A 19223-nucleotide genomic window follows, 5' to 3' on the forward strand; every position below is an offset into this window, starting at 1 on the left:
TCAGCCGATCTGCGCGTTCTTGGAGACGGTCACCTGGTCGATGTCGGAGGTCCGCACGGTCACGGCGATCTGCCATTCGCCGGCCATGGGGATCTGCACTCCGCTCGCCGACCAGTGGCCGGTGGTGATGTGGTCGGGGGTGACGGGCAGCGGCCCGATCTTCTCGGTTTCGAGAGTGAAGGCGACCTTCACCTCGGGGAGGTCGAAGGCGCGCCCGTTGGGGCGGGTCACGTAGACGTGCATCTCGTTGGCACCGGTCCGCGCGGGGTCGATGTCGACGCTGACGACCCCCTTGCCGTCCGTGCCGCCGGTGTCGAAGGACATGTCCAGCGTCACGGCCCCCGAAGTGTCCGACGAGGCCGAGGACGAGGAAGCCGCCGTAGCCGCCTTGGCGTCCTGCTCCGTACGGCCCGGTTCGGTGGAGGTCAGTGCCGTGGTGACGGCGAGCAGGACGACGGCGACGCCCGCCTCGGCGAGCACCGAGCGGCGCAGCCCGAGCCGGTGGGGGTCTGCGTCGCGCAGCCGCTTCTGCCGCGCCGCGTCCATGGCGGCTCGCTGCCGCGCGAGCTGAGCGGTCCGCTCGGCGTCGGCGGACGCGGAACCTGACCCGTCCCCGCCGGTGCCCCCGGCCGCGTCCCCGGAGGGCGTCCGCGCGGCGGCCGGCTCGGTCACCGGGGCGGAGGCCTTCCCCGCGGCGGACGCCTTCGCTCCCGCTCCTGCCGTCTGCGCTCCCGTCCTCTCGATCTCGGCCGTCTCCGCTTCCGCCGTCCCCGCCCGTGCCGTCCTGGTCTCGGCCGTCTCCCCCAGCCGGTCGGTCCACCGCCGTGACATCCGGGCGACGCCGACCAGCAGCGCCACGAGCCCGATCTTGATGAGCAGGAGCTGCCCGTAGCGGGTCTCGGTGAAGGCCGACCAGGAGCCGAGCTGGCGCCACGACTGGTAGACGCCGGTCGCGACGAGGGCGACGACACTGGCGAAGGCGACCTGTGAGAACCGGCGGACGGCCGCCGCCTGCACCGGCGTGTCCCCCCGGTACAGCGCCACGAGGAGCGTGCCCAGCCCGCCCAGCCAGGTGGCGACGGCCAGCAGATGGACGACGTCCACCGGCATCGCGATGCCCGGCTGGAGTCCGGTGGAGGCGTGCTCGGCCATCGCCCAGCTCGCCGCGAGCCCGGCCGCCACGACGGTCCCGCCGATGGCGAGCCCGAAGGTCAGGTCCCTCTTCTCCTCCCCCTCCCGCTTGTCGTACGCGCCGAAGAGCACGGCGATGAACAGCGCGGCCGCGGCGAGGAGCAGCAGTCGGGAGACGAGCGCGGCACCCGTCTTGGTCTGGAGGACCTCACCGAGCAGTTCGAGGTCGACGACGTCGCCGAGTTCGCCTGAGCCGGTGTAGGAGCCGCGCAGGAGCAGCAGGAAGAGCGTGGCGGAGGTGAGCGCCAGCCAGCCGGAGACGACCAGCCGCTGCACCGCGCGCACGCCGGTGCCGCCGGGCCAGCAGCCCAGGACGAATGCGGCCCCGCCGACCATGACGATGAACCCGGCGTACGACATGTACCGCCCGAAGCCGTACAGCAGGCCGACGACTCCCCCGCCGGCCTCCCGCGCGGTCGCCGAGACGCTGGTCGCGGAGGGGGCGCCGATGGAGAAGGTGTAGGCGCCGGCGACCGGATGGCTGTCGGCGGACACCACCTGGTAGGTCACGGTGTACGTGCCGTCCGGCAGCCCCGAGTGCAGCGGGACGGCGTAGGTGGTACCGCCGACGGCGGACGGCTTGCCGGTGTCGACGCGCTTGCCCTTGGGGTCGAGCACGCGCACGGCGTCGGCGCTCGTGGAGACCTGTTCGGAGAAGGTGAGTGAGACCTGGGTGGGCGCCTTGTCGACCACCGCCCCCTGCGCGGGGTCGCTGCCGGTCAGCGCGGCGTGTGCGGAGGCCTGCCCGGCGCCGGCGAGGAGCGCGCCGGTGACGGCCAGGAACAGCAGCACCAGCGTCCGGATTCTGGGGGCGATGGTCGTGGGCAAGGCGGTCCCTCCCTCAGTGTCCGGTGTTCGGGGTGTACGTGGCGGCTTCCACCGGCATGTCGACCTCGACGGTCCCGGAGTCGGCGAAGTGCAGTTCCACGGTCACCTTCTCGCCCTGTAGCGGCTTCCGCTTCAGCTTTTCGAACATCAGGTGGTTCCCTCCGCTGGCCAGGCGGAGCCGGCCGCCCGCCGGTACCTCCAGGGCGTCGGCCTCCTGCATGGTTCCGCCGACGGTCCGGTGGACGGTGACGCTGCCCGCGACATCGCTGGTGACGGAGGTCAGCTCGTCCTGCGTACCGCCCTCGTTGGTGATCGTCAGGAAGCCCGCGGCCATGGAGTCGGAGACGGGCTGTGGCATGTAGGCGGAGCTGACGGACAATTCGGCCGCCGAGCTGTCGTTGCCGGAGCCACAGCCCGCGAGGACGAGGGCGGCTGTCAGCGCGGCGGCGCAGGCATGGGACCGCTTCACGGATTCTGCCCCTTGACGATCTTGGGGAGGTCCTTGGTGTAGTCGTCGACCGTGGCCGCATCGCCGTAGAGCACGTAACCGCTGTCGGTCTTCGGGGAGAAGACGATGACCTGGGTGCCGTGGGTGGAGACGATCTTGCCGTTCTTGTCCTTGTGCGGCGGCTCGATGGAGATGCCGAGGGCGCGTGCGGCGGTCTGGATGGTGGCGAAGTCGCCGGTCAGGCCGACGGCCTGGGAGTCGATGCCCTTGAGCCAGGCGCCGAGTGCGGCCGGGGTGTCGCGGTCCGGGTCGGTGGTGACGAACACGACGCGCAGTGCGTCCTGGTCCGCCTTGGAGAGCTGCTTCTTCGCGACGGCGATGTTGTTCATCGTCAGCGGGCAGACGTCCGGGCAGTGGGTGTAGCCGAAGTACACCAGCGTCGGCCGACCCGCGGTCTCCTTGCGGAGGTCGTAGGGCCTGCCCTGGGTGTCGGTCAGGACCAGGTCCGGCTTGGTGAAGGGCTGGTCGAGCACGGTCGCGACCTGCTTCGAGGATTCCTCGGAGACGGCCGCGACAGGGGCGGAGCCGCTGTCGCCGCTGCCGCAGGCGGAGAGGGTGAGAGTGGCCGCGGCGAGCAGCGCGGCCGCGGCGAACGTCTTCTTGCGCATGGAGAAATGTCCCAGATGTGTGAACTCCGGTGCGCACCGGGGCTTGAGTGACCCCGGTGCGCACCGCGGACGAGCGGACCTCAGGAGACGTCGGTGGACCGGCGGCGGCCGGCGAGCACGCCGTAGGCCACGCCCGCGGCGCCGACGACGATGCCGACGATGCCCAGGACCCGGGCGGTGGTGTCGGTGCCGTCGGAGGAGTCGGAGGCCTCGCTGGTGGCGGCGGCCGGCTCGGCGTCGCCGGACTCCTCGGACGACTCACCGGACTCCTCGGTGGACGAACCGTGGGAGTGGCCGTCCTCGGCGGCGGAGAGGGCGAGCACCGGTGCCGGGTTCTCCGGCTCCTCGGCGCCCTCCTTCGGCACCTCGATCCAGCGCACGACCTCCTTGTTGGAGTACGTCTGGATCGCCTTGAAGACGATCTGGTCGGCGTTCTCGGGCAGCGCGCCCACGGAGACCGGGAACTGCTGGATGAAGCCGGGCTGGATGCCCTTGTCCTCGGCGGTCCACGTCACCTTGGAGACGGCCTCGGAGATCTGCCGGCCGTGCACCTCCAGCGGCTTGGCCAGCTTGCTCTTGGTGATCGTGATCTTCCAGCCGTCGATCTTCTCCGGCATCACCGAGGAGAGCGGGGTGTCGGCCGGGAAGTTGACCTCCAGCCGGGTGGTCGAGGCGTTGTCGCGCTCGTTGGGGACACGGAAGTTCACGAGGGCGTAGCCGCCCTTGGCGGCGGTGCCCTCCGGCTGCACGCTGACGTGCGCGAAGGCGGGCGAGGACAGGACGAGAACGGCGGAACCGGCGACGCCGACGGCGCCGACGAGGCGAGAGACCTTCAGACCGCGCTTCAGAACAGGCTTCATGACAGTGAGCACTCCACTCCGAGTGAGGTACGACGGTGAGCAACGAGGGGTGAGGTACGACCGTGAGGTCGGGCGTGGGCACGGAGGCGTGCGCACGCGCGGGTGCCGCACGACGGCGGCCGCCCCCCTGAAGTGGAGTGCTGGTCGTGTCGTGTCAGGCAGCGAGGACGAGTGCGGCGGCGGTCGGCGGACCGCGCCTGATCACCGTGTGCTGGAGCGCCTCGGCGGGCGGATGGAGCGAAGGGAGCTGTGCGGTGCGCGGAACGCGCGGACCCGTCTGCGGCAGGGCGGGCAGCCCGGCGACCAGGGCACGCGCCAGGGCGAGTGCCCCGCGCAGGGACCGTACGGACGCGGCTTCGGCGACGCCGTGCGCGGACAGGTCCATGAGCCGCAGCAGGGCCGAGTCACCGCGCCGCAGCAGCCATCCGGCGGCGACGGCCGCCAGGACGTGACCGAGCAGCATCGGCAGGGACGGCAGCAGCGACAGCGACGAGCCCGCGGTGTCGGCGAGGGCGTCCGCCGGGTGGTGCATGGAATTCATCCCGGCACCGGTGCCAGTCCCGCTGCCGGCCGGCTGGAGCCTGGCCTCGACGAGGATCTTCTGGGCCTGGGCGGGGCTCAGGGCCGCGGCGGTGGCCCCGCACACGAGCCGTGCCGCCCGCTCGACCAGCGCGGCGTCGGAGGCGGCGGCCGCGGTCGGTGCCACGGCCGCCGTACCGTGCTGCCCGAGGCCGAACAGGGTGTGCAGGACGGCTTGCCCGACGGCGAGCAGGGCCGCGATGCCCGGAAGCGACCGCTCCCGCCCGGCGAGCGGCACCACGACCGCGAGAGCCCCCAGGAATCCGGCGCCCAGCGTCCACAGGGGAACGGCGGCGCAGGCGCCCAGCGTGTGACCGGCCCCGGCCAGCACGACACAGACCGCGGCGAACACCGCGGCCCGCAGCAGCCGGAGAGTGCCTCCGGAGCGCGCCGTGCGCTGGTGGGGGTCAGTCATGGCGGGCTCATCATCGCACTGGCCGTCCGGTGGCCGTACGCCAGGTCCGCAGGAATCCGCCCGACCCGGAAGATCACCTTTTGGTGCGACAGATATGGCTGATGCCTGTGAGTCACGCATACACCGATTTCCGCGGCCCACACATCCCCCATATGGGCGGTGTCACGGAGAATTCGCGCTTACTTACGGTTCAGTGCGGCAATACGTATCGGTATGTCGAGCCGCGGCCTGGAGGCTGGAGCATGAGCATCTGGTGGTCACTCCATCTGCGTCGCGAGGCCGCGAGCGTGCCGCTGGCCCGCCGACTGCTGCTCGGCACGATGGAGACGGCGGGTGTCGACCCCGACGTCTCGTACGACCTCTCCGTCGCCCTGAGCGAGGCCTGCGCCAACGCCGTCGAGCACGGCGGGAGGAGCGCGGCGCACGGCGGCTGCTCGGAGGCCTACCGGGTCACCGCCTACCTCGACGGCGAGAAGTGCCGGATCGAGGTCGCCGACTCGGGCCCCGGCTTCACGGCTCCCTGTCCCACCCCCGCCCACGCGCACGTGCACACGGACGCCGAGGCGGGCCGCGGGCTCTACCTCATCCGGGAACTCGCCGACCACGTCCACATCGGCAACGAGCCGGGCGTCGGCGGGGCCGTGGTGAGCTTCGACAAGATCCTCAAGTGGCGCAAGGGCGCCCCGCTCATGGCGGTCTGACGACCCGTCGACAGGGCGGCCTCGGCTTCGACGGCACTCCCGGCGGTCTGCCGGCCGCCGCCCACGTTCCCGACGGGCGGCGTTCCCGCCTTCCGTGTCCATGACGGGAAACCACGAGGACGCCTCCGCGCTCGACGCCGACCTCCACGCGCGCGTGGAGCCCCCGCGGCAGCGCCGGCCCGCTGACGGGAGCGCTGTTCGTGGACTCCCTGCCGGTCACGCCTGCGAGGGCCGGCCGACCAGGTCCGACCGAGCACCGCCCGGCGCCCCGGCCTCCCCCTCCCGCCGCCCGGCAGCCCACCGTACCGCCGGGCCCATCGCGTACGACGCCGCCAGGATCAGTCCGCCCAGCAGCAGCCAGCCCGGCGTTCCCCACTCCACGAGGAGGGCCGTCAGGACCAGCGGGCCGAGGGTGCGGGCCACGGTGACCCCGGTGCCGAACAGTCCCTGGTACTCGCCGACGCGGTCGGTCGGCGCCAGGTCGAAGGACAACTGCCAGGCGCCCGCCGACTGCCCCATCTCCGCCGCCACCTGGAGCACCGCTCCCAGCACCAGTAAGCCCACCGCCACCCGCGCCGGTGTCCCGGCGGACAGCGCGAACACGGCGCAGGCCGCACACATCAACCAGCCCGAGTGCCGCAGCACGCGCGTGGCGCCGGCCAGACCGGTGACGCCCCGCGCCGCCCGCACCTGGAACACCGTCACCGCGGCGGTGTTGAGCACGAACAGCGCGGACACCAGCCAGGCCGGCGCCCCGGTCCGCTCGGTGATCCACAGCGGCAGGACCAGGCTGAGCAGCGGCAGCCGCAACAGCAGCACGGTGTTCAGCAGCGCGACGACGGCGTACGGCCGGTCGCGCAACACCCCGAGGCCGCCGCCGGGACGGACCGGGACGGACGCGAGACGGGGCAGCCCGAGGAGCAGCAGCGCGCACACCAGGAAGCTCACCGCGTCGACCGTGAACACGGTGAGATACGCCGCCCGCGTACCGGCGTGCAGCGCGAGCCCGCCGAGCCCGGCCCCCACCGCGAGCCCGGCGTTCAGCGTCGACTGAAGTCGGGCCAGCAGCCCGGTCCGCTCCCCGGCGGGCACCAGCCCGGCCAGCAGCGCCTGCCGGGCCGCCGCCAGTCCGGACTGCGCGGCCGCGTACGCGCAGGCAGCCAGCACGAACGGCGGGAAGCCGCGCACCAGCGTGAAGGACGCCACCGCCAGCCCGGTCGCCAGCGCCAGCAGCACCGCCGTACCCCGCGGTCCGTGCCGGTCGGCCAGCCGGCCCAGCGGCAGTCCGGCCAGCGAGCCGACCGTCCAGCCGATGGTGAGCCCGAGCCCCACGCGCGCGGGGGCGAGACCGACGACCTGGGTGAAGTAGAGCGCCGACGTCGTGTAGTAGGCGCCGTCCCCGACGGAGTTGCTCAACTGGGCCAGGGTGAGCAGGCGCTGCGGCGGCGTCTTCGTCATGCTCACGAAAGTAGGGGTCCGGTGGACCCGTCAATAGCACCAATCCGGAGCTGTCTCAGGGGCCCAATGCGACGGAGGCCGGAGCCCCGCTCAGGCCCCCTCCAGCACCTTCGCCAGCACTTCCAGCGCCCCCGGATAGGCCCGCTCCCGCGGTGTCCCGTATCCCACGACCAACCCCTGCGGCCGCCCCTCGGTGTCCTCGCGCGCGTGCCAGTGGTCGCCGAGCCGGCCGACCGCGAGGCCCTCGGCCTCCGCCCGTCCCAGTACGTCCGCCTCGTCGCGGACCTCGACCAGCGCGTGCAGCCCGGCCGCGATCCCGCGCACGCCCCTGCGTGCCCCCAACCGGTCGAGGAGCAGATCCCTGCGACGGCGGTAACGCAGCCGGCACGCGCGCACATGACGGTCGTAGGCGTGTCCGGTGATCAGTTCGGTGAGGGCCAGCTGACCGATGGTCTCGGTGTGGTGGTCGCTGTGCAGCTTGGCGTCGGCGACGGCGTCGACGAGGTGCGGCGGCAGCACCATCCAGCCCAGCCGCAGCGCGGGCCCGAGCGTCTTGGAGGCGGTGCCGAGATAGGCCACCTGCCCCGGCGCCATCCCCTGGAGCGCGCCCACGGGCTGCCGGTCGTAGCGGAATTCACCGTCGTAGTCGTCCTCGACGATCAGCGCGCCCCGCGCGCGTGCCCAGTCCGTGAGCGCCCGCCGCCGTTCCGGGTGCAGTGTCACGCCGGTCGGGTACTGGTGCGCGGGCGTGACGACCACCGCCGAGAGATCGCCCAGCTCCCGCGGGCACACCCCCCACTCGTCCACCGGCACCGGCACCACCTGCCCGCCGTTGCGCCGTACGACCTCCCGGTGGAACGGCAGGCCGGGGTCCTCCATGCCCACCGGAGCGCCCTCCAGCGCCCGCGTGAGCAGCGCGAGCCCCTGCACGTACCCGGAGGTGATCACGATCCGTTCCGGCGGCGCGATGACGCCGCGCGCCCGCCCCAGATACCCCGACAGCGCCGTGCGCAGCTCTACGCGCCCGCGCGGATCGCCGTAGTCGTACGCCAGGGAGGGTGCCGTGGCGATCGCGCGGCGCAGCGCCCGCAGCCACGCCGCCGCGGGGAAGGCGCCGACGTCCGGGCTGCCGGGCCGCAGGTCGTAGCGGGGTTCGCGTGCCCCACGTGCGGCGGCGACGGGCGGTTCCGCGGCGGTGGCGGGCAGCGCGGCGACCCGGGTCCCCGAACCCTGGCGTGCGGTCAGGTATCCCTCGGCGACCAGCTGGTCGTAGGCGGCCTTGACGGTGTTGCGCGAGATGCCGGCCTCCGTCGCGAGCCGCCGGGTGGCCGGCAGCCGGGTGCCGGGGGCGAGCCGCCCGCCCCGCACGGCGTCCCGCAGCGCCCGCTCCAGCCCGGCCCGCCGCCCCTCGGTGCCGTCGGTCTCCAGATACAGGTCGACACCGAACCCGGGCCAGAAGTCGTCCACGAAGCCCTCCCCCTAGGTGCGTGAAGCGGACACGGCGATGGCCGGGCACCTCACCGGTGCCCGGCCATCGACTCCGTATCAGCCCTTGAGCGCAGCCATCCACGCCTCGACCTCGCCGGACCGCCGCGGCAGTCCGTCGGACAGGTTGCGGTTCCCGTCCCGCGTCACCAGGATGTCGTCCTCGATCCGGACGCCGATCCCGCGGTACTCCTCCGGCACGGTCAGATCGTCGGCCTGGAAGTACAGTCCCGGCTCGACCGTCAGCACCATGCCCGGCTCCAGCGTCCCGTCGACGTACGACTCCACGCGCGCGGCGGCGCAGTCGTGAACGTCCATGCCGAGCATGTGACCGGTGCCGTGCAGCGTCCAGCGGCGCTGGAGGCCCAGCTCCAGCACCCGCTCCACGGGTCCCTCGACCAGGCCCCACTCGACGAGCCGCTCGGCCAGCACCCGCTGCGCCGCGTCGTGGAAGTCGCGGTACTTGGCGCCCGGCCGGACGGCCGCGATGCCGGCCTCCTGGGCGTCGTACACGGCGTCGTAGATCTTCTTCTGGATCTCGCTGAAGCGGCCGTTGACCGGCAGCGTGCGCGTGACGTCGGCGGTGTAGTACGTGTGCGTCTCGACGCCCGCGTCCAGCAGGAGCAGGTCGCCCGAGCGCACGGGCCCGTCGTTGCGCACCCAGTGCAGCGTGCAGGCGTGCGGGCCGGCGGCGGCGATGGTGCCGTAACCGACGTCGTTGCCCTCCACGCGCGCGCGGAGGAAGAAGGTGCCCTCGATGTAGCGCTCGCTGGTCGCCTCGGCCTTGTCGAGGACCTTCACGACGTCCTCGAAGCCGCGGACCGTCGAGTCGACGGCCTTCTGTAGCTCACCGATCTCGAACTCGTCCTTGACCAGGCGGGCCTCGGAGAGGAAGACGCGCAGTTCCTCGTCGCGCTCGGCGGTGACCTTGTCGGTCAGCGCGGCCTCGACGCCGGCGTCGTAGCCGCGGACGACCCGCACCGGACCGGTGGCCTCGCGCAGCAGGCCGGCCAGCTCACGCACGTCGGCGGCGGGGATGCCGTACAGCTTCTCGGCCTCGGTGAGGGAGTGCCGCCGGCCGACCCACAGCTCGCCCTGGCCGGAGAGCCAGAACTCGCCGTTCTCGCGGTCGGAGCGCGGCAGGAGGTAGATCGTGGCGGCGTGGCCGTCGCCCCTGGGCTCCAGGACCAGGACGCCGTCCTCGGTCTGGTTGCCGGTGAGGTAGGCGTACTCGACCGAGGCGCGGAAGGCGTACTCCGTGTCGTTCGAGCGGGTCTTCAGGTTGCCGGCGGGGATCACCAGGCGCTCGCCCGGGAAGCGCGCGGAGAGCGCGGCGCGGCGGGCGGCGGTCTCGGCGGCCTGGGCGATCGGCTCCAGGTCACGCAGCTCCGCGTCGGCCCAGCCGGACTTCATGTTCTCGGCCAGCTCGTCGGACACGCCCGGGTACAGGCCGTTCTTGCGCTCCTTGATGGGCTCTTCTTCAGCGGTCTCCGGGGTCTCCGGAAGCTCTTCCGCCACGGTCATCCTCCTTGATACGGCACTGGGCCCCGTCCATCGTACGGTCGTGCAGAAGGGGGCACAGGGGCGAATGACCTCTTACCGTTGCCGGAACGGACGGGCCGGACGCTCTGATCCGGCCCTCACTCGAAGCGTGCCGCGACCAGGACGACGTCCTCCGCGCCGTCGGCCGCGTCCAGCCCTTCCGGCAGCACCGTCCGCAGCACATGGTCGGCCACCGCGCCCGGATCGTGGCGGACCGACCGGGGGACCCCGGCCGCGGCCGCGCGCAGCCGGGCGAAGGCGCGGTCGACGGGGTCGCCGGTACGGTGCAGCAGCCCGTCCGTGTAGAGCAGCACCGTTTCTCCGGCCTCGGCCTCCAGCTCCACGCTCGGCGCCTCCCAGCAGGCCAGCATGCCCAGCGGGGCGGACACGGACGTCTCGACGAACTCCGTGCGCCGCTCGCCCACCAGCAGCGGCGGGCAGTGTCCGGCCCCGGCCAGGGTGACCTTGCGCAGCGCGGGCTCGCAGTAGGCGAACAGCGCGGTGGCCGAGCGCGCGGGCTCGGTCAGCCTCAGCAGCAGCTCCAGGTCGGACAGGACGGCGACGGGGTCCTCGCCCTCCATCACGGCGTACGCCCGCAGCGAGGCGCGCAGCCGGCCCATCGCCGCGACCGCGCTCGGCCCGGACCCGGTGACGGAGCCGACGGCCAGGCCCAGCGCCGCGTCGGGCAGCGGAAGCGCGTCGTACCAGTCGCCGCCGCCGCGCGGGCCCGCGCGGTGCCGGGCGGCGAGCTGGACGCCGGCCACTCTCGGCAACCGCGAGGGCAGCAGCTCCTCGGTCATCGTCCTCATGCACGCGCGCGTGCGTTCGAGTTCGACGAGGCGCGCGAGGTGCTCGGCGGCGTAGCGGACGTACAGACCGATCAGGTGGCGCTGGCGCTCGCCCGGCTCGGCGGGCTCGTCGTAGAGCCAGACGGCCGCGCCCAGGCGGTCCGTGCCCTCGCCGGCCAGGGGCAGGGCGTAACTGGCGGCGTAGCCGAGGCGGGCGGCCACCTCGCGGTGCCGCGGGTCGAGGCCGCCCTCGGAGAACAGGTCGGGCTGGGCGATCTCGCCCTCGCCGCCGGGCAGTCCGTCGAGGATGCGGCCGTACGACATGGAGCTGCGCGGCACCGTCTCGATGTGGCCGAGGTCGGCGCGGCCGAGGCCGAGTCCGACCGTGGTGTCGGGCCCCAGGCTGTCGGCGGGTTCCAGTACGACGAGCCCGCGCCGGGCACCCACCAGGGCGGATCCGGCGCGCAGCAGTTCCTGGAGGGCGTCGGGCAGGGTGGCCGTACGGGCCAGGCGTTCGGTGAGTTCGTGGAGTGTCGTGAGATCGGAGACCCAGCCGGCCAGCCGGTCCTGGAGGAGCACTCCCGCGCCGGCGGGGACCGGTGGGGCGGCCGGGGTGACGGACGCGGGCGCGACAGTGTGGGCGGGCGCGGGGACCGTTGAATCGATTCCAGCCACTTTCGAAGGGTGAGGGGCCTTCATGGCGTCCGGCTCTCGGACCGGTGCGTATTGCTCAAAAGCATCGCAAACCCCCATGTCATTCTGCGCCGCCAGCGGTGTCTCCACATGTACACGCACTCGTGAGGGGATGTCCAGCATTGTCCTGCTGAGATCGCTGGTGTCCGCGGGATCGGCGGGTTTGTCGGTCACGCTTCGTCCGGCTCCCTTGCGTAATCGCAAAGTTGGCTTGAAACTGCCTCGGGGAACGGGTGTTTGCGGTCGACTGGGCTCGTTCCACGGAGCGTCACAGCGGTCGTGATGGGTACGTACTCGGTAAGGACCAGGGGTCATCGGGAGCCACTCGGAACCTGGCGACCCGCCCCGGCGTCCTAGCCACCGACGACCGTGCCCCATCCTCCCGTGGCGGAGGCGGAGAGAACCACGCGGACGGCAAAACGCCACACTTCGCCACCCCGCGCCAGGCCCAGGCACCAGTTGGGCGCAGTATGGGACGGAGTGGCCGCGTCAGCGCAGCCGATGCTCGATCCTGAGGGGTTCCCCTTGTCTCGGACAGGGGTGTGATGCGCCAACAGGTACGCACAGTGAAGTGATCGACACATGGTGTGATGAGACCCACGGTGTTGCCAGCGGTGCAACGGAAAGGAACGAGCGCTCATGCGCGAGATCCTCGGAAGGCGACGCAGGCTCCTGTCCCAGCGCAGCGACGGAGGCCCCCAACTGATCGACGCGGCCCTCACCTTCGCGACGGAATGGCAGTGGCCCGTACTCCCGGGTGTGACGGCGAACCCGCAGGGGAGGTCCCGGTGCGGCTGCCCCGACCCGGAATGCTCGGTGCCCGGCGCCCATCCCTTCGACCCCGGCCTTCTGACGGCCACCACCGACGCGCGCATGGTCCGCTGGTGGTGGACCAACCGCCCCACGGCGCCGATCGTCCTGGCCACCGGCGGACAGGCACCCTGTGCGGTCAGCCTGCCCGCCCCCGCCGCCTCCCGCGCACTCGTCGCGCTCGACCGGCAGGGCATGCGCCTCGGTCCGGTCGTCGCCTCGGCCACCCGGTGGTCGATCCTCGTCCGGCCTTACTCCATGGCGCAGTTGGGCGAGCTGCTCTACGCCAAGGACTTCGTCCCCGGCTCGCTGCGCTTCCACAGTGAAGGCGGCTACCTCGCCCTGCCGCCCTCCGAGACCGGCCAGGGGGAGATCCGCTGGGAGCGCGCGCCGCTGCCCGGTTCGGCCTCGCCCTGGGTGCCCGACGTGGAGGCCGTGGTGGACGCGGTCGTCGACGCCCTCACTCGTACGGGTGTGAGCGCGCCCGAGTTGTAAGGGTGTCGGGCGCTCACCGGACCGGATGCCCGCCTGGGCTCGTTATCTTCCGCACCATGCAGCGACATTCTGGGGGAGCGCCCCCAGGCCCCCGATGGCTCCGTCTCCTCGGCCTCGGGGGCACCGTGGTGTGTGTGATCGCCCTGCCCCTGGCCATGGCGTCCGCGGGGCCCGTGGGCGACGAACCCCGCTCCGCCGAGCGGCGGGACCTGGCCCCCGGCACCGACGGCCGCGCCCGCCGACCGACCGCCGGTCACGGTCCGGATGCCAAGGCGCCCCGCGTCGAACCCTCCGGTACGCCCCTCTTGCTCGGCCTCGGCGTGGCCACCGCGGCCCGCTGCGGGCCCGAAGTCACCTCCCCCGACGGCATCGAGGCACAGACCTGCGTGCTCGCCCAGGGCGAGGACACCTGGGCGCGCACCTACTACCGCAATGTCAGCGGCAGTGCTCTGGAGGCCGCCCTGAGCTTCATGGGGCCCGGCGGGCGTACGGTGCGGACGCGGTGCGCGGTGGGCGCCGACGACGAGCCGGGGACCTGTGAGACGCCCCGTGAGGCGCGCCGGGGCGGGCCCGCGGAGTACACGGCGGTGACGGAGTTCGCGCGGGCCTTCGGTGAGGGGCCGCTGCTGGTGCGTTCCGGCAGCAACTTCGCGACGGGCACAGGGCGTTGACGTTCGATGCCGGTGCGTGCGCGGGGCGGAGGGGGAGGCCGGGCGCGGGGCCGGGACGGGGTCTGGCGCGGGGCCGGGCATGAGAAGACCCGGTTGCTGGCGACGGGGGATGCACCAGCAACCGGGCTATTGGAACGGTAACAAGAGATCGGCTACAAGCAAATTCGATCTCCTGTTTTCATCGGCTTTCCGGACACCGTCAGATCGGCGCTTATGGCGCCGACTCGCCTTGTGCGAACGGGAGTTGTGAGCGGAGTCACGCCGTCCCGCCCGGTGCCGGGCGCCGACCGGCCGGCCGGCGCGCGCCCGATCCGCCCCCGTGCCTCAGCTGAGCGTCACCTGCCGGTTGGTGAGACCGCCACGGGCGCGACGCTCGTCGGTCGTGAGGGGCGCGTCCGAGGCCAGCGCCGGCGCGAGCCGCTCGGCGAACTCGGCGGCCGGCTTCTCCACGTCCTCGGCCGAAACCCCGCTCGGCAGGTCCCACACGGGCACGGTCAGGCCGTGCGCGCGGAAGGAACCCACCAGCCGGGTGCCCTCGCCCAGGCTGGACCGACCCGCCGCGTGCAGCCGCGCGAGCGCGTCCAGAAGCCGCTCCTCCGGGTGCGGCATGACCCAGCGCAGGTGGTTCTTCTCCGGGGTCTCGCACCAGTACGCGGCGTCCACGCCGGTCAGCTTCACGGTCGGGATCGCGGCGGCGTTGGCCCGCTCCAGGGAAGCGGTCACCTCGGGCGTCGCGTTCTCCGGGTCCGGGACCCAGAACTCGAAACCGCTGTGCACAACTGGCTCGAACGCGCCTTCAGGGTCGAGCAGATCCTGCATCCGCGGGCCGTCGGCCGGCGCGCGCCGGGCCTGCACGGGCGTGCCCGGTTCCGCCGCGAGCGCCCGCAGGAGGGTGTCGGCGAGGTCGCGGCTGATGTCCCCGGAGGGGGTGTCGTTCTGTAGTCCCAGGAGGACCGAGCCGTCGTCCCGGCGCAGGGCCGGCCAGGCCATCGGCAGCACCGTGGCGAGCGTGACCGACGGGACGCCCTCGGGCAGCCCCTCCTTCAGGGGCAGTTCGACGGTGGCCGCCGGGACCAGCTCGCGCAGCGCCACCCAGTCGCCCTCGCCCGGCAGGCCCTCGAAGGGACGCTGGACCAGCTCGGTCACGGCATGGGCGGCGGCCCGGCCGTGACAGGCCTTGTAACGGCGCCCGCTGCCACAGGGGCAGGGCTCGCGCGCGCCGACGACCGGGATCTCCCCCTCGGTGGGCTGCGGCCGCGTGGCCTTCGTCTGAGGTCGCTTCTTGGCCATCTGGGTGTCTCCCGGGTACGGCTCGTCTGGTACTGGCGGGAGCCTAGCCGCTCGCACGGAAAGCCACGGGAACCTGTGGACAACGCCCGGCCCCGTGGACGGTGCGCCGAGACCTGACGAGCGGCGACCCGGGCCGGCCCCCGGCGATCCGGCCGGCCCGAACGACCCGGCCGGTCCCGCCCTGGGCCGGGCGGGCATCAGCACCGGTGTGGCAGATCGGTTCGCGCCCCGCCCCACCGCTCCGTCGCGTCGGTCCGCGCCCCGCGCCACCGGTCCGCTCCGTCGGCCTGCGGGACAGTCGCTAGGGGGCCGGTTCGCCTGGTCCGGTGGACGGTCGGAATCGGGTTGGTCCGCTCGGCTGTCGGGCGGTCGGGACCCGGCCGGTCCCGCCGCTGGGCCGGGCGGAGATCAGCACCGGTGCGGCCGCGCGTCGGTCCGCGCCGTGCACCGGTGCGGCCATGTCGCTCCGCGCCATGTCACAGCCGTCGGTCCGCCTCCCTGCCGGGTGGCGAGGGCCGGTGCGGTCCGCCCGGTCGGCGGACGGGGTGCCGGGTCCGTCCGCCTCGGACTAGTCGAGGTCGTCGAACGCGTCCGCGAAGTCGAGGTCCGGCATCGACCTCACCGACGGCGCGCCGACCCGAGTGGCGAAGTCGTCCCGTCGGCAGCCCGCGTCGGGGTCGTACACATCCGCGTGGACGACGACCCAGACCGTGATCTCCCCACGGGCGTCGTCCCGGACGCCCCAGTCGTCGGCCAGCGCCGTGACGATGTTGAGCCCGCGTCCGCCGTGCGCCGTGACGGAGGGGGTCGCCGGGGCCGGCCGGGTCGGCCCGCCGCCGTCGGTCACCTCGACGACCAGCCGGCCGCTGGAGTCCACCCGCCACGCGGCCCGCACATCGCCGTCCCCGGCCAACGCGTCGCCGAGCGGACGACCGTGCCTGCACGCGTTGCTCAAGAGTTCGGAGAGGATCAGCACGGCGTCGTCGATGACCGCCTCCGAGACTCCGCCGGTGCGCAGTTGAGCGCGCATACGGTGCCTCGCCTCGCCCACGCCCGCAGGGCCATGGGGTACGGCCATGCTTGCCGACGTGGGCACCTCCTGTGCCACCACCAACGCCACCCCCGAGACCTCCTTCGCCCCACGCCACGGTGTGGATGCCCCATTGGCCTGTACCGGAAACCGGCCAATCCATGTCCCGTGACGCACTCACAACGATCAACACGGAGCGAATGCGCCGGAGCACCCCCGGTGAGGGAAGGTCGTCGTGTGGCTGGATTTCTTCGGTATGGCTGAGAAGCGAGGATGGTTGAGGTGGTGCTCGTGGTCAAGAGGTGTGCAGGGGGCCGGTGGGGCTTCTGTGTCTTTCTGTTTCTTCCTACGGAAGCGTCTCGGGCGCGGAGTCGGAGGGGAGGGTCACCGGTCGAGTCGGTCCCGCACCGCGCGCGGGCGGTTGGTGATGATGGCGTCGACGCCCAGCCGGACGCAGAGGTCGACGTCCTCCGGTTCGTTCACCGTCCACACGTGCACCTGGTGACCGGCCCGCTTCAGCCGCTCCACGTAGGCGGGGTGGCTGCGTACGATCCGCATCGAGGGTCCCGCGATCCGGACGCCCGCGGGCAGCCGGCCGTCGCGCAGCCGGGGTGAGACGAACTGCATCAGGTAGACCGTCGGCAGCGTCGGCGAAGCGGCACGCACGCGATGCAGCGAGCGCGCCGAGAAGCTCATCACCCGCACCGGCGACGCGTCGGCCGTGGCGGGCGCGTCCAGGCCGAACCGCTTCAGGAGTACCAGCAGCCGCTCCTCCACCTGTCCCGCCCAGCGCGTCGGATGCTTGGTCTCGATGGCCAGCTCCACCCGGCGCCCCGCGTCGGCGACCAGCTCCAGCAGTCGTTCCAAGGTGAGGACGGAGGTGACCTCCCGGTCCTCGGGCCGCACCTCCCAGTCGGGCTCCTCGTCGCGCGCGTTCCAGGCCTCCCGTGCCGCCCGCGTCTTCCAGGAGCCGAAGTCCAGGGCCGCCAGATCCGCGAGCTCCAGCTGGGAGACCGCGCCCCGGCCGTTGGACGTACGGTTGACGCGGCGGTCGTGGACGCAGACGAGGTGCCCGTCGGCGGTCAGTCGTACGTCGCATTCGAGGGCGTCCGCCCCGTCCTCGATGGCCTTGCGGTACGCGGCCAGGGTGTGCTCTGGGGCATCCTCGGAGGCTCCGCGGTGGGCGACGACCTGGATGCGTTGCTGCTGCCGTGCGTGGGTCACCGCGTCATGGTGCCACCGGCACGGGGTACGCGTCCGGCGGCCGGATGCGAGGCGTCGGCGAGCGGCTGTCTGAGAACCCTCTGAGAACCCGCTGAGATGTTCCGGGGATGTGCCGTTTATGAACCAGAATGAGCAATATAAGGAATAGTCAAGGACCCACAGGCACCGCTTATGGTGCTCTGACGGCCCGTGGGAAAAGCTGACACGTACAAAAGCACATGCACAGCTGGAGCGCGGGGTCGACGACAAGCGTGAACGAGCGTGACCGAGTGCGACCGATAGAAACAGCCGTGGACCGAGGAGAAGAGCTGTGAGCACCGAGAACGAGGGCACCAACGAGGGCACCCCGGTTCCCCCGGCCCCGTCCGCACCCCCCGTGCCGGTGGAGTCTCCCACGGCCTCCCCCCAGCAGGCCGCCCCCGGCACCGGCGCGCCCACCACCCCGCTGCCGACGACGCCCCCGCCGGTGCCGACCGCTGCCCCCGCCTCGCCGGGCGGCGCCCCGGAGAGCAGCTGGCCGCCGCCCGCCGCCCCCAACGCGGCGGCACCGGCGGACGCCGCCTGGCCGCCCCCGCAGCCCCCCACCGCCGCCTACGCCGACGGCGGCTTCGGTTCCTACGCGGCACAGCCGGCGCACCCCGCCCAGGCTCCGCATCACGGCAGCCCCGGCGGCGCCGGAGCCGACACCAGCGCCTGGGGCGCCGCCTACCAGCAGCCCGCCGCGCCCAAGGCCCGCCGTGGCCGCGGCGGCCTCGCCGCCGCCGTCCTGGTCGCCGCCCTCGTGGCGGGCGGCCTCGGCGGAGGCCTCGGCTACACCCTCGCCAAGAACGAGGACACCGGCTCGACCACCGTCTCCGCCTCCGACAGCGGCGGCTCCGTCAAGCGCGACCCGGGCACCGTCGCCGGCGTCGCCGCCAAGGCACTGCCGTCCACCGTCACCATCCAGGCCGAGTCCAGCGACGGCGAGGGCGGCACCGGCACCGGTTTCGTCTTCGACACCCAGGGCCACATCGTCACCAACAACCACGTCGTCGCCGACGCGGTCGACGGCGGGAAGGTGACCGCCACCTTCCCGAGCGGCAAGAAGTACGACGCCGAGGTCGTCGGCCACGCCCAGGGCTACGACGTCGCGGTCATCAAGCTGAAGAGCGCGCCCTCGGACCTCAAGCCGCTCACCCTCGGCGACTCCGACAAGGTCGCCGTCGGCGACTCCACGATCGCCATCGGCGCGCCCTTCGGCCTGTCCAACACGGTCACGACGGGCATCATCAGCGCGAAGAACCGTCCCGTGGCCTCCTCCGACGGCAGCGGCAGCAGTGCCTCGTACATGAGCGCCCTCCAGACGGACGCCTCGATCAATCCGGGCAACTCCGGCGGCCCGCTGCTCGACGCCCAGGGCAACGTGATCGGCATCAACTCGGCGATCCAGTCCACCGGCAGCGGCGGGCTGGGCGGTACCACCCAGTCCGGCTCGATCGGCCTCGGCTTCGCCATCCCGATCAACCAGGCCAAGTACGTCGCCCAGGAACTGATCAAGGACGGGCAGCCGGTGTACGCCAAGATCGGCGCCTCCGTCTCCCTGGAGGAGTCCACCGGCGGCGCGAAGATCACCGACCAGGGCGCGGGGGGCGCCGCCGCCGTGGAGGCGGGCGGCCCCGCGGCCAAGGCCGGCCTCAAGCCCGGCGACGTCATCACCAAGCTCGACGACAGGGTGATCGACAGCGGCCCGACCCTCATCGGCGAGATCTGGACCCACAAGCCCGGCGACAAGGTCACGATCACCTACCAGCGCGACGGCAAGACCCACACCGTCGACCTCACCCTCGGCTCCCGCAAGGGCGACAGCTGATCCCCAGCAAGCCGACGCACGACACCACACGCGTGTGGCCACCCGTTACTCTTGTCCCCGCGTCGCCCGATCACTGGCGACGCGGGGAGGCGTGCCCGAGCGGCCTAAGGGAACGGTCTTGAAAACCGTCGTGGCAGCGATGTCACCGTGAGTTCGAATCTCACCGCCTCCGCGCAGGTCAACAGCGTTGCAGGTCAG

At 72.7% G+C, this 19223-nt stretch carries 16 protein-coding genes and 1 tRNA gene; 5 read left to right on the top strand and 12 right to left on the bottom strand.

All coding sequences use genetic code 11. The features are described from left to right. The 5 genes from ACZ5Y0_RS22905 to ACZ5Y0_RS22925 form a co-directional block, all read right to left on the bottom strand. The gene (locus tag ACZ5Y0_RS22905) at positions 1-2019 is read right to left on the bottom strand and encodes a copper resistance CopC/CopD family protein (protein ID WP_469130535.1); all 2019 of its coding nucleotides are present in this window, start codon (positions 2017-2019) and stop codon (positions 1-3) included. 13 nt (positions 2020-2032) lie between these two features. Further along, positions 2033-2488: a copper chaperone PCu(A)C gene (locus tag ACZ5Y0_RS22910; protein ID WP_469130536.1), complete on the bottom strand. Its 456-nt coding sequence runs from the start codon at positions 2486-2488 to the stop codon at positions 2033-2035. Continuing rightward, positions 2485-3135: an SCO family protein gene (locus ACZ5Y0_RS22915; RefSeq protein ID WP_469130537.1), complete on the bottom strand. Its 651-nt coding sequence runs from the start codon at positions 3133-3135 to the stop codon at positions 2485-2487. The genes ACZ5Y0_RS22910 and ACZ5Y0_RS22915 overlap by 4 nt, the downstream gene beginning before the upstream one ends. Before the next feature lie 80 nt (positions 3136-3215). Further along, positions 3216-3971, bottom strand: coding sequence for a YcnI family copper-binding membrane protein (locus tag ACZ5Y0_RS22920; protein WP_469130579.1), 756 nt, complete (start codon positions 3969-3971; stop codon positions 3216-3218). Between the two features lie 178 nt (positions 3972-4149). After that, on the bottom strand, positions 4150-4989 hold the full coding sequence (locus ACZ5Y0_RS22925) for a hypothetical protein (RefSeq protein ID WP_469130538.1): 840 nt from the start codon (positions 4987-4989) through the stop codon (positions 4150-4152). Positions 4990-5231: 242 nt separating this feature from the next. Here ACZ5Y0_RS22925 and ACZ5Y0_RS22930 point away from each other — a divergent pair, with 242 nt between their 5' ends. Continuing rightward, a complete protein-coding gene (locus ACZ5Y0_RS22930) occupies positions 5232-5690 on the top strand; it encodes an ATP-binding protein (RefSeq protein ID WP_469130539.1) in 459 nt (152 codons plus the stop codon). A 216-nt stretch (positions 5691-5906) separates the two neighbouring features. On the opposite strand, the gene ACZ5Y0_RS22935 is transcribed toward ACZ5Y0_RS22930, so the two are convergent. The 4 genes from ACZ5Y0_RS22935 to ACZ5Y0_RS22950 all read right to left on the bottom strand — a co-directional run bounded on the left by ACZ5Y0_RS22935 (position 5907) and on the right by ACZ5Y0_RS22950 (position 11779). After that, positions 5907-7148 carry an MFS transporter gene (locus ACZ5Y0_RS22935; protein WP_469130540.1) on the bottom strand — a complete coding sequence of 414 codons (1242 nt, stop codon included), beginning with the start codon at positions 7146-7148 and terminating at the stop codon, positions 5907-5909. 90 nt (positions 7149-7238) lie between these two features. Next, complete coding sequence (gene pdxR, locus ACZ5Y0_RS22940) at positions 7239-8615, bottom strand: MocR-like pyridoxine biosynthesis transcription factor PdxR (protein ID WP_469130541.1); 1377 nt, start codon at positions 8613-8615, stop codon at positions 7239-7241. A gap of 78 nt (positions 8616-8693) precedes the next feature. Beyond that, complete coding sequence (locus tag ACZ5Y0_RS22945; protein ID WP_469130542.1) at positions 8694-10151, bottom strand: aminopeptidase P family protein; 1458 nt, start codon at positions 10149-10151, stop codon at positions 8694-8696. Positions 10152-10273: 122 nt separating this feature from the next. Further along, complete coding sequence (locus tag ACZ5Y0_RS22950; RefSeq protein ID WP_469130580.1) at positions 10274-11779, bottom strand: PP2C family protein-serine/threonine phosphatase; 1506 nt, start codon at positions 11777-11779, stop codon at positions 10274-10276. A gap of 516 nt (positions 11780-12295) precedes the next feature. On the opposite strand from ACZ5Y0_RS22950, the gene ACZ5Y0_RS22955 reads away from it, so the two are divergent. Together ACZ5Y0_RS22955 and ACZ5Y0_RS22960 are read left to right on the top strand one after the other, a co-directional pair. Next, positions 12296-12961 carry a bifunctional DNA primase/polymerase gene (locus tag ACZ5Y0_RS22955; protein ID WP_469130543.1) on the top strand — a complete coding sequence of 222 codons (666 nt, stop codon included), beginning with the start codon at positions 12296-12298 and terminating at the stop codon, positions 12959-12961. A 56-nt stretch (positions 12962-13017) separates the two neighbouring features. Then, a complete protein-coding gene (locus ACZ5Y0_RS22960) occupies positions 13018-13632 on the top strand; it encodes a hypothetical protein (protein WP_469130544.1) in 615 nt (204 codons plus the stop codon). 324 nt (positions 13633-13956) lie between these two features. On the opposite strand, the gene ACZ5Y0_RS22965 is transcribed toward ACZ5Y0_RS22960, so the two are convergent. From ACZ5Y0_RS22965 to ACZ5Y0_RS22975, 3 genes are all read right to left on the bottom strand, one after another. Further along, positions 13957-14922 carry a DUF5926 family protein gene (locus tag ACZ5Y0_RS22965; RefSeq protein WP_469130545.1) on the bottom strand — a complete coding sequence of 322 codons (966 nt, stop codon included), beginning with the start codon at positions 14920-14922 and terminating at the stop codon, positions 13957-13959. Positions 14923-15490: 568 nt separating this feature from the next. Continuing rightward, positions 15491-16042 (bottom strand): ATP-binding protein, encoded by a 552-nt coding sequence (locus ACZ5Y0_RS22970; RefSeq protein WP_469130546.1) that lies wholly within the window; start codon positions 16040-16042, stop codon positions 15491-15493. 294 nt (positions 16043-16336) lie between these two features. Further along, complete coding sequence (locus ACZ5Y0_RS22975; protein ID WP_469130547.1) at positions 16337-17176, bottom strand: glycerophosphodiester phosphodiesterase; 840 nt, start codon at positions 17174-17176, stop codon at positions 16337-16339. 310 nt (positions 17177-17486) lie between these two features. Here ACZ5Y0_RS22975 and ACZ5Y0_RS22980 point away from each other — a divergent pair, with 310 nt between their 5' ends. Together ACZ5Y0_RS22980 and ACZ5Y0_RS22985 are read left to right on the top strand one after the other, a co-directional pair. Continuing rightward, the gene (locus ACZ5Y0_RS22980) at positions 17487-19025 is read left to right on the top strand and encodes a S1C family serine protease (protein ID WP_469130548.1); all 1539 of its coding nucleotides are present in this window, start codon (positions 17487-17489) and stop codon (positions 19023-19025) included. A gap of 85 nt (positions 19026-19110) precedes the next feature. Then, positions 19111-19197 (top strand) — tRNA-Ser (locus tag ACZ5Y0_RS22985). The last annotated feature ends 26 nt before the right edge of the window (positions 19198-19223 follow it).

It is taken from the genome of Streptomyces sp. NPDC033216 (genome assembly GCF_055577115.1).

Bases quoted from the DNA above. Each gene is read 5' to 3' on its own strand.
- ACZ5Y0_RS22935 (WP_469130540.1), bottom strand. From the start codon at position 7,148: ATGACGAAGACGCCGCCGCAGCGCCTGCTCACCCTGGCCCAGTTGAGC.
- ACZ5Y0_RS22930 (WP_469130539.1), top strand. From the start codon at position 5,232: ATGAGCATCTGGTGGTCACTCCATCTGCGTCGCGAGGCCGCGAGCGTG.
- ACZ5Y0_RS22950 (WP_469130580.1), bottom strand. From the start codon at position 11,779: ATGCTGGACATCCCCTCACGAGTGCGTGTACATGTGGAGACACCGCTG.
- ACZ5Y0_RS22960 (WP_469130544.1), top strand. From the start codon at position 13,018: ATGCAGCGACATTCTGGGGGAGCGCCCCCAGGCCCCCGATGGCTCCGT.
- ACZ5Y0_RS22965 (WP_469130545.1), bottom strand. From the start codon at position 14,922: ATGGCCAAGAAGCGACCTCAGACGAAGGCCACGCGGCCGCAGCCCACC.
- ACZ5Y0_RS22925 (WP_469130538.1), bottom strand. From the start codon at position 4,989: ATGACTGACCCCCACCAGCGCACGGCGCGCTCCGGAGGCACTCTCCGG.
- ACZ5Y0_RS22915 (WP_469130537.1), bottom strand. From the start codon at position 3,135: ATGCGCAAGAAGACGTTCGCCGCGGCCGCGCTGCTCGCCGCGGCCACT.
- ACZ5Y0_RS22955 (WP_469130543.1), top strand. From the start codon at position 12,296: ATGCGCGAGATCCTCGGAAGGCGACGCAGGCTCCTGTCCCAGCGCAGC.